Source organism: Oceanicaulis sp. MMSF_3324 (assembly GCF_030733545.1).
Taxonomy (GTDB): domain Bacteria; phylum Pseudomonadota; class Alphaproteobacteria; order Caulobacterales; family Maricaulaceae; genus Oceanicaulis.
The window spans coordinates 17,855-30,000 of record NZ_JASHIU010000007.1 but is presented as its reverse complement, the minus strand read 5'-3'; the positions used below and the strand labels follow the sequence as shown (position 1 = coordinate 30,000).

The following is a 12,146-nucleotide window of genomic DNA, read 5'->3' as shown; positions in this document are numbered from 1 at the left end:
TCAAACCCGATATGGCGGTGGAGGCGCCGGCCATGGTGGTGGCGGCGTTCATGTGCGTGAGCTGATGCAGGAGCGCGCCCCCGATCGCGCAGGCGAAAAAGAAGACCAGGAAGCCCAGATCGCCGCGCCAGCCAGGCCCGAACGGGCGCCGCACGGCGGGCCCCACGGCCAGCAGCACCCCCAGATTGAGCAGAAGGTGCGCCCAGCCGGCGTGCACGAAGACGTGCAGGACATAGGGAGACAGGCCGAAGACCGGGGCGGGCGGAAACGCATCCACCGCCGCGCCCGTACGCAGCGCGCCCGCCCAATAGATCAGGGCGTGCACGGTTCCGCCCTGCCCGAAAGACAGGATTTCGGCAAGTTGTACGGCCAGAATCACCGCCGACAGCAGAATCACCACGCCGGGCAAGGCGTTGAACAGCGGTTCGCGCGGCGGAGTCGGGGCATCGCCCGAAGGGTCATCCTGGGACAGCGGAGGCGGGCTGGCGCTCATAAGGCTTTCCTAGCGTTGAGAGAGGGTTGGCATGGCCATTGCAGCCTTCGGATCAAACCGTCTTCAAAGAGGACACATAAGGCATGACCCGTCAGCTTAAAGTCTGGCTCTGCGCATCCGCCGCGGCCATCTTCGCAGCGTCCGCCGCCATGGCGCAATCCAACGCCGCCAATCCGTCGGAGTGGAACCGGCCCTATGGGCAGGCCTATGGCGCGGAGACCCAAGCCTATGTCGGCGCACGGCGCGGCGGCAACCGAGTCGTGCTCAATGGCGTCATCCAGACCGGGGTCGGCGTTTCCGCCCAGGTCAACGCCATGACCCAGAGCCAGACCGGCGTCGGGCTGAACAGCCAGTCCCAGTCCGGGCTTTTCAATACGGCCGGCGCCAGCGCCATCGGCAACCAGCTCAATGTGGTGGTCAACGGCAATCACAACACCGTGGTGATCAACAACCGCCAGACCAATACCGGCGACATCACCGCCAATGCAGGCGCCAACGCCAACACCCAGTCCGCCCAGGGAGACGCCGCCAATGACCGTTAAGCGCCTGATCGCCGCCGCGGTGTCCGCCCTGTCCCTGACAGCGTGCGCCACCTCGACCTCCGGCTCGGACGGGCTTTACGCCACGCCGACCGGCGGCGCCCCGGTGACGCCGAATCCCACGCCCTATTCCGACGCGCTGGTCTGCCTGTCGGGCTATGCGCGTCAGCATGGTCAGGCGGCGCCCCGCGTCGCCGTCGGCCGCATTGCTGATTATACCGGCCAGATGAATCCCGAAGGCGGCACCCGCGTGACCCAGGGCGCGTCCTTGATGGCGATCAGCGCTTTCGCCAAGGCGGGCGCGCGCTTGGTGGAGCGTTTTGACACGTCCGTCGCCGAGCTCGAGCTGCGCTACGCCAACAATCAGCTGATTGGGGATGCCGCCGAGCAGGACGGCTATCGCCAGATCTATGCCGGCTCGATCCCGGGCTCCGACTATTATCTGGTGGGCGGCATCACCGAGCTGAACGCCAATATCCGGTCCAATGGCCAGGATGTGCTGGCGGGCGACAGCGTGGATTCCGATCCGTCAGGCCTGTTCTCGCGCCGCATGTATGTGATGAATGTAGGCCTCGACCTGCGACTGATCGACTCGCGCACGCTCGAAGTGGTCGACGTGGTCTCGTATCAGAAACAGATCATCGGCCGCGAACTCTCCGCCGGCGTCTTCGCCTTCTTCGGCGATGTGGTGCTGGACGCGTCCGCGGGCGGTCGCTCCCTAGAGCCGATCCAGCTGGCTGTCCGCTCGGTCGTCGAGCGCGCGGTGCTGGAGATATCCTCCCAGCTCTATCAGGTGGCGCCTGAACAGGTGTGCGCCTTCAACGATCCGATCGGCCCGTCCAACATTACCGGCGGCGTTCAGCTGAATACCGCTTACGCCCCCACGGAGGCTCCCTATGTCCAGGCTCGCACGAGTGTTGATCGCGGGCACCAGCGCCGCGACGTTGATATCCGCAGCCAGCTTCGCGGAACCTATCAATAAGGTCGAGCTGGATCAGGATCAGACCGGGTCCGTCTCGAGCGAGGATGCGCAGGAGGCCGATGGCGTGCGGGACATGGTCTCGACTACGCTGGCTCAGGGCAATTCCGCCACCGGCGCGCTTGATGGCGATAGCGAGATTTCCGGCCGTCAGACGCTTGATGGCGGGGTGACCGCACAGTCGCTGCTGAGCGCGAACGGGGTCTGGGCCAGCGTTGTCAGCACGGCGACGGCCCAGGGCAATGCGCTGACCGCCAGCGTGGACAATGGCGCCCTGGATCTGGACCTCGAACAGAACGCCGGCGCCGGTCAGGTCTCGGCCCTGTCGCGCTTGCGCATTACCGATTACGCCGCCCACACGGTCCAGACCGCGTCCAGCGCGGTCAACGCTGTCCAGACGAGCGCTGAAGGCGGGCAGGACATCGCCATTCGCCAATCGAGCGCCTCGGACTCCCGGGCCGAAGCGCGGGTCGACGCCGCAGACGCTGAAATCGAAACCAGCGTCGTGGGCGCGGTCGCGGCCGGCAACAGCCTGATCTCAACGGCCGAGGATGAGGATTCGATTCTCACCCTGGACCAGTCCCAGTCCGGAGCCACCACCGCAACCGCCCGCGCCGAGATCGGCAATGCCGATTACGGCGTGACCGCCGCCTCCCAGGCCGCCGGCAATACGGCGACCTTCCAGAATGATTATGGCGACAGCCAGACCGGGGGCGTTCAGTCCAATTCCGGTCAGGTGCGCTCGGAGACCGTGATCCTGGCTGACCAGTTCGCCAATGGCTACGCCACGGGTTCGGCCCATGCGGTCGGCAACTCGGCGCTGACCTCCACCATTGGCGCGAACACCTATTCGGGCGTGCAGCAGACCAATTCCGGCGACGTCATCGCCAATGTCACCCTGACGGGCGGCGCAGGCGGCGGTTTGGGATCGGTCCTGAACGCCACCGCGATCGGCAATGCCCAGTCCGCCTATGTCTGCGCCAGCTGTCCGGTGGGGGTCACCGGCGAGATCAACCAGGTCAATTCGGGCGCCATCACCGCCCGTTCGTCTTCGGTGCAGACCGGTCAGGTGCGCACGATGACAAGCTCGGCGACGGCCGTGGGCAATGCAGCCACCTTCGCCACACAGACACGTGGCGACTGAGCCCGACACGAAACCCACCCAACTCCCTGGCCGCTCCCGAAAGGAGCGGCCTTTTTCTTGCGCTCTCCCCCGGCCCGCCTGACACAAAAGACCCCGAAGGCGGAACCTTCGGGGTCTTTTTCGTTCAATGAAGGCCGGTCCGGCTAGTGGTAACCGCCCACCCCGCCATCAAGCATCAGGGTCATCGAGCGACGCTCATGGGTCTCACTGCGCCGTTCGACAGTCTCGGTGTAATGCTCTTCATAGCGATACCAGACCAGCTTCACGCCCGGGCCATGCAAGCGAAGCAGCGAGCGTTCATTGCAATTGCGACGATGCTCCTGGGGCGCGCAGAACAGCTCTCCGCCCCGGCCATAGCGCAGCGCCTCGCCCTTCTGGCATTGGATGGAGACGCCGTCGAACCGGTCTTCTCCCCCCTCGCGCCAGCCCAGGGTCGCCTGAAGCGCCGTCCCGGCCACGCAGCGGAAAAGCTCGCCTTCAAAGTCAGGCGTCACGCGCTCGTCCGGATCCGGACGCGAAGCCGGATGCGGATTGCCGCTGTCATCCATGCAATAGGCGCGCACAAGGCGCCATTCCTCGACCCAGCGCGAGCGTTCTTCCTCGATCAGCTCGTATTCACTCTCACCGGCCAGGCGGAGCCCTGAAAGCGCCGTCGCCGCCGGGGCTGAGCCGCGACCATAATAGCCGCCGCCGCCATAAATGATGGTCGATCCCGAGCGGGCCGAAGCGGTCGCCGTGGCGCCGGCATAGGCATTCGCGCTCACATTGACATTGACCGAAGTGTTCACGTTCACCCCGCCCACATTCACCGTCGTGCCGCCCACATGAACGCTGGGCGCGCCAATATTGATGCTGGGCGCGCCGATCACCGGGCCGCCCGGATGCGTACAGCATGGCGGCGGAGGCGGCGGCGCACAGCACGGATCGCCCTGTGTTCGGGCCTGGGCCGCGCCCGTCAGGGCCGCAGACGCCAGAAGGCTCGCCGCCAGGGCGGACAGGGTGGAAGCGTATCGTGTTGAAACGCGCATGGCGGTCTCCGTTCTCACTTGCCGCTCTCCCTGCAAGACAGAGGCCGTTTCGCGAAACCGGCGTCGAGAAGAAAAACGTCTGTCCGACATGGGTTTGGCAAGGGGCTTGCAAACTGTCTCGCCAACACACGGTCCCGCCCCTTCCGGCGTCGCCCTGAGACAGGCGAAAAAGACCGGGGGACGATGACGAAAGAAAAGGGACGGCGCTCGTGAAGCACCCGAACACACAGACCTTGCTGGCTTACTGGCACTCACGCCGGCATGACGAACCTGCGCCGCAACGCGCCGACATAGCGCCCGAAGACCTCGGCTCGCTGTTGTCGAACCTGTTTTTGCTGCGCCGCATGGATCAGGGCCATCACGTGTTCCGCCTGGCGGGAACCGGGCTATGCCGCATGCACCAGCGTGAGTTTCGCGACCAGAACTTCCTGACCCTCTGGCACGGCCATGACCGCGTCCATGTCTCCGCGCTTCTGGAAGGCGCCTTGTCCACGCCGGCGCCCGCGAGCCTGGTGACCCAGGCAGTCAGCCTGGATGGCGAGCAAACTGATGTGGAGATCGCCCTGCTGCCCTTGCGGGGGCCCGAAGGCTGGCTGGATCGGGTGCTGGGCCTTTACCAGCCTCTTATTCCTCGACCGGCGAACAGTCGCCCGATCGTAAGGCACCGCCTGCAATCGCTGCACCCGGCGCAATGCCCGGCGCCGGATTTTTCCGCCTTCACCGCCCCCAGTTACGAAGCTGTCGGGCTGAAGGTCGCAAACGACAGCTGAGCTAGCGAAAAATTAAGGCTGCACGCCCTAGGCTTTTGAGACTGTGCCGAGGGTGAGATGACGCGATCCGTAGACTTGGGCGCCCGACTGGACCGCCGCAAAATCAAGATTGCCGCGCGTGGCGCTGAAGAGCGCCGCCGTCATCGTCGCGTGCGTCTGACCCTGGCGGGCCGCGGCCTGTCGCCCACCGCCGGCGAATTCACCTGCACCCTGGTCGATATCTCCCCCGGCGGCGCCCGCATCTCCTGCAAGACCCCGCCGGCCAAGGGCGAGCGCGTCGTCTTGCTGTTTGACGGGCTGGGCCGGCTGGAAGGCGAGGTCCTGCGCTCGGGCCGCTCAGGCTTTATCGTTCGGCTCCAGGGCTCGCAAAGAAAGCGTGACCGGCTGGCGGACGCCATTACCTGGCGTTTCAATATGCAACGCCTCGGACTGGATGAAGACCGGGCTGCGCCCCGCAAACCCGGCCGCGGCCGGGCCAAGATCCGGTTGCGCGATGGCGTTGTAATTCAAGCCGATGTGATTGATGTGTCCATCAGCGGCGCCGCCTTCGCCTGCCTGGAACGCCCGCGTATCGGAGAGCCGCTCAAGGTGGGCGATATGCACGGTCATGTCGCACGATGGCTGGACAATGGCTTCGCAGTAGCGTTCGATCCTCCTGCCGACCGGAGTTGAGGGCTCCGGATGGTTTTCACGATGCCGCCATGACAGCGCCATCTTGAAACACCATATAAAGAGGGGAACGGCCCGTTTCTTGCCTGTTAGAGGCTGACGCCTACGGCAATAGGGCCCTTGGCCGGGAGAATTAAAGATGCCGCGCGACGACGGAATCGCCATGTCCTGGTTTGTGAAAGTGGAAGGCCGTGTATACGGGCCTTACACGGGTGCGCAGATGCGCGCCTTCGTGGGAGAAGGCCGCGTTGCGGCCCATTCCACGGTTTCTGAGCAGCGCGACGGTGAGTTCCGTGATGCGCGGGACATTCCCCAGCTCAAAGCCTGGCTGGATGAAGCCCGACGGGCGCCCGGCGAACGCCGCCCCATGCCCGCTGACGCCCGCACCTCCAATTTCGTCATCGTCGCCGATCTCAATTCCGACAGCCGCGGCGGCTTTGAATCCGCGCTGAAGGATTTTGGCGAGGTTGAAGCGATCACCCCCGGCGTGTGGTTGCTGCGCGGCGCCGCAAGCGCGGCCCATCTGCGCAACGAGCTGAGCCATTTGCTCGCTCGCGACGACAAGCTGCTGGTTGTGGACGCCTCGCGCGACCGCTCGGCCTGGTTCAATCTGGGTCGAAATGCAGATGCCCGCATTCGCGAGCTATGGGGCCGTCGCGACTAGACTTTTCCGCTTGTGATTGCTGCCATGCAGCACCCTGTGGGGACACATTTCCGTCACAGGTCTGTTTTTATACGTTGTCATGAATGCTGCGCATGCACATTTGTGCCGCAACGCGCAAAAAAAATCGCGCGCGTATAAGAACACAAAGCGGAGGACTCCCCATGCTTCGTCTTAACAGCCTCGCCACCCGTCTGGGTCTGGCGGCCGGTCTTGCATTGTCTGCGGCTTCCCCAGCCCTCGCCGGCGGCTTCAAACTCTCTGAATACTCTGTCCGTGACCTGGGCATGGGCCATGCCGGTTACGCCGCGCTCGCCGATGACCCGTCCACCATCTGGTCCAACCCGGCGGGACTGGCGCGTCTGGACGGCACACAGATCCAGATCGGCGCACACGCCATTATCGGCCAGGGCGACTTCACCAATAACGGTTCCGCCGACGTGCTGGGCCGTCCGCTGGGCGGCACCGAAGAGAATGACCTCTTCAACGACGCCGTGATCCCGAACTTCTACCTGTCCCACCGCCTGAACGACCGTATCGTTCTGGGTCTGGGCGTGACCGCGCCGTTCGGCCTCGCCACCGAGTACAATCAGGATTCCGTCACCCGCTTTCAGAGCGTGAAAAGCTCCTTGAAAGTGGCCGAGATCAATCCGTCCATCGGCTATCAGGTGACAGATCGTCTGTCGCTGGGCTTTGGCGTGTCGGCGCAGTATTCCGAAGCGACCCTCGCCAACCATCTCGACTTCAGCGCGATCTGCCTGAGCCAGCTCAGCCCGGCCCAGTGCACCGCCACCGGCTTCCTGCCCGGTCGCCCGGAAGGCTATCTGCGGGTCACCGGCGATGACTGGGCCTTCGGCTGGAATGTCGGCGCGCTCTATGACCTGACCGAGACCACCCGCATTGGCGTCTCCTACCGTCACAATGTGGATCACAATCTCGAGGGCGAAGCCGATTTCGGCGCCCCGGCGAACGCGGCGCTGTTCGCACCGGCCTTCACCGATACCGATGGCTCCGCCGAACTGAACCTGCCGGCTGAGCTGGCGGTCAGCGTGGCGCACCAGGTCAATGACCGGCTCTCACTGAACGCGTCGGTCAACTACACCTTCTGGGATTTCGAGCGTCTGGTTGTCGAGTTCGACAATCCCGCCCAACCCGATGCGGGCGAAACCCTGGGTTATGACGACGAGGTGCGCTACGCGGTCGGCGGCGAGTACAAGTATAATGGCCGCCTCACCCTGCGCGCCGGTCTCGCCTATGACCAGAGCCCGACCGAGAACGCGCACCGCACCACGCGCGTGCCCGATTCCGACCGGACGATCATCGCACTCGGCGCCTCATTTATGGCGACCGACGCCATCCAGATCGACGCCGGTTATCAGCACCTGATCTTTGACGATGCACCGATCAATCATGTCGGCTCGACCGGGGATCGCGTCGTCGGTGAGTATGACAATGTCGCCGACATTGTCGGCCTGTCCCTCACCTGGCGCCGCTAGGCTTGGGTCAGTCCGGAACAGAGACGGGGCCGCGGGATGACCCGCGGCGCCGTTTTCTTTTGGGTCAGAGCGCTTTGAGCCCCTTGGCGTAGCGCGCGGCGTTCTCGGCGTAATGATCCGCGCTGGCCTTGAGCATGTCAGAGACGCCCTCGCCGATCTCCTTGACCACCTTGCCCGGCGATCCCATCACGACCGAGCCATCGGGGATCTCCTTGCCCTCGGTGATCAGGGCGTGTGCGCCAATGATGCAGTTCTTGCCGATTTTGGCGCCGTTGAGAATCGTCGCGCCAATGCCGATGAGGGAATAGTCGCCGACCGTGCAGCCATGCAGCATGGCCTTGTGTCCCACGGTGACCCCTTTTCCGAGCGTCAGCGGGAAGCCCATATCGGTGTGCATGACCGAGCCGTCCTGAACGTTCGCGTCCTCCCCAATGGTGATCCACTCATTATCCCCGCGCAGGACCGCGCCGAACCAGACCGACGCGCGCGGTAGAAGTTTTACACGGCCAATCACGGCCGCATCGGGCGCGACCCAGGCCCCGTCCTCGCTGATCTCGGGCGTCGCATCGTCCAGTCGGTACAGGGTCATAGAGGGCCTCCCAGGGTGTTGCGCCGCACCATATGGCGGCGAGATATCGTCTTTGTATCGGTTATGAGACGAGTAGACTCATACTTCGTTAGGCGTCCAACATGACACTGTGCTTGCGATTCGAGATCAAGGTTTCGATTCGCTTCGCACGCGCCGCAAGGCGCTGGATGTGTGAAGGAGGACGTGATGGCGTACGCGCCGCCTCAAGCTGGAACGAGCCTGCCGCCCGGTGTGCCGGCGTCGTTTGAGTCCCGCGCTTCCATCTTCGCAGCTTTTTGGACCCCTCCGCTTCCGCGGCAGGGGTTTTTTCTTGTCTCCTGGAGGGCCTGACATGGGCAAACGAGCCACCAAGCGTCGCCAAGCCGGAAACTTTAACGCTGAAGCCTATGAGGAAGAGAAAGTCCGCTCGCTCTTCCCCGGGACCAGCTGGTCCCCGGATGACAAGGAGCCTATGCGCGATCAGAGCTATACCAAGAACGTCAAACCGCGCTCGAAGAATCAGGCCGAGCTCATGGAGGCCATTGATTCCCACAATCTGGTGATGGCGCTTGGCCCGGCGGGGACGGGCAAGACCTATCTCGCCGTCGCCAAGGGCGTCGAGGCGCTGGAAAAGGGCGAAGTCGGGCGAATCGTCCTCTCCCGCCCCGCCGTGGAAGCGGGCGAATCCATCGGCTTCCTGCCCGGCGCCATGGAAGAGAAGCTCGCCCCCTATCTGCGCCCGCTCTATGACGCGCTGGCGGACCGGCTGAGCCCGAAGCGCCTCAAGGCGCTGATGGCGGAAGGCCTGATCGAGATCGCGCCCATCGGCTATATGCGCGGTCGCACCCTGAACAACGCCTTCGTGGTGGTCGACGAGGCGCAGAACTGCACCTACGCCCAGCTCAAGATGCTGCTGACCCGACTGGGCTGGAACTCCACCATGGTCGTCACCGGCGACCCGGCGCAAACCGACCTGCTGCCGGAACTCTCCGGTCTCGCCACCATCGCGGAGAAACTCGACGAGGTGGACAATATCGGTGTTGTCCGCCTGCAGAAGGAAGACATTGTCCGTCACCCGCTCGTGGCGAGCATGCTGACGGTTCTCTGATCGGTTACGAACTCTAGGAAGACAGCCTCGCGCGCATGCGCGGGGCTGTTTTTCATTGCGCTTCGATGCGCTCGAGGATCAACGTCGCCGCTTGGCTGACCGATCCGCGCTCCACCTCCACCACAGCATTCGCTTCGCGCATCAGGTCCGCATCCACGGCGCCGATGAGTGGTTCGAGAGCGCGCGCCACGGCGGGACGCCGAGCCGCCTCGGCCGAGAGGAGAATCACCGCGTCATAAGGCGGCAAGGCGCCGCGCGGATCATCAAGAATCACCAGGTCATAAGCCAGAACCCGTCCATCCGAGGTATACGCGGTGATCACATCCACCGCCTCGTTGCGGACCGCGTCATACATGAAGGCGGAATCCATGCTCCGCTGCTCCACCCCGGTCAGGTCATAGAGCGACCGGGTGCGCTCCCATTCGTTGCGGGCGAAGAATTCGGGATCCGCCCCGACCGACAATGACGGCAAGGCCGCGAGATCCGCGATCGAGGCAACGTTCTGCGTGTCCGCGAACTCAGCGGTCACCGCGAATCCATACGCGTTTTCAAAACCAAGCCGTCCCAAAGCGACAATACCAGCGCTCTCATAAAGCCAGCTTGAGACAGCGGCATACATGCGATGGCGAGCGACGGGCGTCTCCTCGCCCATCGCATTGGCCCAGAGCGTGCCGGTATAATCCACATAGACATCGATCTCGCCCGAGCGCAGCGCATCAAAAACCACTGTGGAGCCCAGATTGTCCCGGCGGTCAGTGCGCGCACCCGCTGCCTGAAGCTGACGTTCGATCACCTCCGCCAGAATGTATTGCTCGGTGAAGCTCTTGGCGCCCACGATCACGGGATCATCACTGAGCCCGCTCGCAAGGCGCGCCTCCTGCTGATACGCTCCCTCGCCTGGCGCGCGGGTGTTGATGAGCACGGCGGCCAGAATGAGGCCGGGGATGAGAATCAGCGCCAGCGCAGAGGCCAGCGCGCCCCGGCGTCGCCCCGACTGCAGTCCGCGCTCTGACGCCGCGATCAATTGATCAAGCAGCAAGGCCAGACCGGCCGAACACAGACAGCCGAAAATCACCGCCGCCCAGTTTCGCGTCTGCAGCCCGGAAAAGATGTAATTGCCCAGGCTGGTCGCGCCGACGGGCGTCGCCAGAGTCGCCGCGCCCACCACCCAGACCGTGGCCGTGCGAATCCCGGCCATGATGGCGGGCGCGGCCAGGGGCAGTTCCACCCGCATCAGACTTTGCCAGTCTGACATGCCGGCCCCGCGCGCCGCCTCGCGCACAACCGGGTCCACGCCCTGCAGCCCCACGATCGTGTTGCGCAGCACGGGCAGCACGCCATAAAGCGTCAGAGCGATGAAGGCGGGGGCGAAACCGATCGTTCCGCCCAGCAGCGGCACCATCAGGGCCAGCAGCGCCAGAGCGGGTATCGTCTGCAGCACGCTGGCGATTCCCAGCGCGGGACTGGCGATAGCGCCATTACGAGCGGCGAGAATGCCCAGAGGCAGCGAAATCGCCAACGCGGCGAGAATCGCCGCCACCGACAAGCGCATATGCCCGCCCAGATAGGCCGGCAGGGTTTCGATCAGGCCGGGCAGCGCCTCAAACATCGCGCACCGCCGCAGCTTTGAGCGCCTGCACGGCATCCGCTTCGTGCAGCGGACTCTCCAGCATTTGCCGGACAATGGGATGGGCGGGCGCGTTCAACAACGCTTTGGGCGTATCATACTGAACGATCTCGCCTGCATGCATCACGGCGATCCGGTCCGCCATCAGCAGCGCCTCCGCCATGTCATGGGTCACCATGACCGCGGCGAAGCCGATCCGGGTCTGAAGATCCATGAAATCCGTGCGCAAACCGTCCCGGGTGATCGGGTCGAGCGCGCCGAACGGTTCATCCATCAGGACCAGTCTCGAGCCGGCCGCCAGGGCCCGCGCCACGCCCACGCGCTGACGCTGCCCGCCCGACAACTGGTCGGGGCGACGATCGCGATATTGGGCCGGGTCCAGGCGGACCAGGTCGAGCACCTCATCCACGCGCTTGGAAATGCGCGGCGCGTCCCAGCCCAGGAGCTGGGGCGTGACCGCGATATTCTCCGCCACGCTCATATGCGGAAACAGGCCATCGCCCTGCATGACCCAGCCAATGCGGCGGCGCAGGGCGACCGGATCAAGATCGGCCGCATCCTCGTTATCGATGAGGATGCGGCCGTCTGAAGGCTCCAAAAGCCGATTGATGCATTTGAGGGTCGTGGTTTTGCCGCAGCCGGATTCCCCGACCAGGGCGACAACCTCACGGGCGTCGACTGCGAAACTGACCTCGCGCACGGCCCGGAAGCCGCCGCGATAGGTCTTCTCTAGCTGGTCGACCGTGAGGATCACACGACGCGCATCCGGTCAGTCAGAGACTGATCAGATGCCTTCCAGGTCGATATCGAGAATGACGATCTCGAAGGAATAGGAAGTCTCGCCCTCTTCCACGTTTTTGGACACCACGCCGAGCAGTTCGTTCTCGATGTAGATTTCCGCGCACTCGTCCGGGCGCTGCCGCAGGCGCACCGCCAGATTCGGATTCAGCTTACTGCGCAGGAAGGTTTCGACTTTTTTCGCTTCAGCGGCAGTGAAAACGGGAGCGGCCACGGCGTTACCTCATTTTGAGATGGATCAAGGAGTCAGGCGCACCCTAGCGTTC

General features: G+C 64.3%; 14 protein-coding genes (1 of these 14 cut by a window edge). 8 read left to right on the top strand and 6 right to left on the bottom strand.

Annotated features, from left to right (window positions below; translation table 11 throughout):
- Positions 1 to 493, bottom strand: the 5' portion of a protein-coding gene (locus RBA95_RS08255) for a rhomboid family intramembrane serine protease (protein WP_306016388.1). Its footprint begins 227 nt before the window's first position; 493 of the gene's 720 nt are visible here — the first part of the coding sequence; it begins with the start codon at positions 491 to 493; its stop codon lies beyond the left edge, outside the window.
- Between the two features lie 83 nt (positions 494 to 576).
- Between RBA95_RS08255 and hfaA the strand changes: the two genes are divergently transcribed.
- From hfaA to hfaD, 3 genes are read left to right on the top strand one after another with little or no spacing between them, the layout of a single operon-like run.
- A complete protein-coding gene (gene hfaA, locus RBA95_RS08250) occupies positions 577 to 1,035 on the top strand; it encodes a holdfast anchoring protein HfaA (protein ID WP_306016387.1) in 459 nt (152 codons plus the stop codon).
- On the top strand, positions 1,025 to 2,014 hold the full coding sequence (gene hfaB, locus RBA95_RS08245) for a holdfast anchoring protein HfaB (protein ID WP_306016386.1): 990 nt from the start codon (positions 1,025 to 1,027) through the stop codon (positions 2,012 to 2,014). The genes hfaA and hfaB overlap by 11 nt, the downstream gene beginning before the upstream one ends.
- On the top strand, positions 1,929 to 3,155 hold the full coding sequence (gene hfaD / locus RBA95_RS08240; RefSeq protein ID WP_306016385.1) for a holdfast anchor protein HfaD: 1,227 nt from the start codon (positions 1,929 to 1,931) through the stop codon (positions 3,153 to 3,155). The genes hfaB and hfaD overlap by 86 nt, the downstream gene beginning before the upstream one ends.
- Before the next feature lie 143 nt (positions 3,156 to 3,298).
- Here hfaD and RBA95_RS08235 read toward each other — a convergent pair whose 3' ends face one another.
- The gene (locus tag RBA95_RS08235; protein ID WP_306016384.1) at positions 3,299 to 4,183 is read right to left on the bottom strand and encodes a hypothetical protein; all 885 of its coding nucleotides are present in this window, start codon (positions 4,181 to 4,183) and stop codon (positions 3,299 to 3,301) included.
- Positions 4,184 to 4,392: 209 nt separating this feature from the next.
- On the opposite strand from RBA95_RS08235, the gene RBA95_RS08230 reads away from it, so the two are divergent.
- The 4 genes from RBA95_RS08230 to RBA95_RS08215 all read left to right on the top strand — a co-directional run bounded on the left by RBA95_RS08230 (position 4,393) and on the right by RBA95_RS08215 (position 7,779).
- Positions 4,393 to 4,953 carry a PAS domain-containing protein gene (locus RBA95_RS08230; RefSeq protein WP_306016383.1) on the top strand — a complete coding sequence of 187 codons (561 nt, stop codon included), beginning with the start codon at positions 4,393 to 4,395 and terminating at the stop codon, positions 4,951 to 4,953.
- A gap of 57 nt (positions 4,954 to 5,010) precedes the next feature.
- Complete coding sequence (locus tag RBA95_RS08225; protein WP_306016382.1) at positions 5,011 to 5,625, top strand: PilZ domain-containing protein; 615 nt, start codon at positions 5,011 to 5,013, stop codon at positions 5,623 to 5,625.
- 136 nt (positions 5,626 to 5,761) lie between these two features.
- A complete protein-coding gene (locus RBA95_RS08220) occupies positions 5,762 to 6,286 on the top strand; it encodes a DUF4339 domain-containing protein (RefSeq protein WP_306016381.1) in 525 nt (174 codons plus the stop codon).
- 161 nt (positions 6,287 to 6,447) lie between these two features.
- Complete coding sequence (locus tag RBA95_RS08215) at positions 6,448 to 7,779, top strand: OmpP1/FadL family transporter (protein ID WP_306016380.1); 1,332 nt, start codon at positions 6,448 to 6,450, stop codon at positions 7,777 to 7,779.
- Between the two features lie 64 nt (positions 7,780 to 7,843).
- On the opposite strand, the gene RBA95_RS08210 is transcribed toward RBA95_RS08215, so the two are convergent.
- Positions 7,844 to 8,368, bottom strand: a complete 525-nt coding sequence (locus RBA95_RS08210; RefSeq protein WP_306016379.1) for a gamma carbonic anhydrase family protein — start codon at positions 8,366 to 8,368, stop codon at positions 7,844 to 7,846.
- Positions 8,369 to 8,699: 331 nt separating this feature from the next.
- Between RBA95_RS08210 and RBA95_RS08205 the strand changes: the two genes are divergently transcribed.
- Positions 8,700 to 9,455, top strand: a complete 756-nt coding sequence (locus RBA95_RS08205) for a PhoH family protein (protein ID WP_306016378.1) — start codon at positions 8,700 to 8,702, stop codon at positions 9,453 to 9,455.
- A gap of 52 nt (positions 9,456 to 9,507) precedes the next feature.
- On the opposite strand, the gene RBA95_RS08200 is transcribed toward RBA95_RS08205, so the two are convergent.
- The 3 genes from RBA95_RS08200 to RBA95_RS08190 are packed head-to-tail and all read right to left on the bottom strand — an operon-like array spanning position 9,508 to position 12,094.
- The gene (locus tag RBA95_RS08200; protein ID WP_306016377.1) at positions 9,508 to 11,064 is read right to left on the bottom strand and encodes an ABC transporter permease/substrate-binding protein; all 1,557 of its coding nucleotides are present in this window, start codon (positions 11,062 to 11,064) and stop codon (positions 9,508 to 9,510) included.
- The gene (locus tag RBA95_RS08195) at positions 11,057 to 11,836 is read right to left on the bottom strand and encodes an ATP-binding cassette domain-containing protein (protein WP_306016376.1); all 780 of its coding nucleotides are present in this window, start codon (positions 11,834 to 11,836) and stop codon (positions 11,057 to 11,059) included. The genes RBA95_RS08200 and RBA95_RS08195 overlap by 8 nt, the downstream gene beginning before the upstream one ends.
- 30 nt (positions 11,837 to 11,866) lie before the next feature.
- Positions 11,867 to 12,094 carry a DUF3126 family protein gene (locus RBA95_RS08190; protein ID WP_306016375.1) on the bottom strand — a complete coding sequence of 76 codons (228 nt, stop codon included), beginning with the start codon at positions 12,092 to 12,094 and terminating at the stop codon, positions 11,867 to 11,869.
- Positions 12,095 to 12,146: the final 52 nt, after the last annotated feature.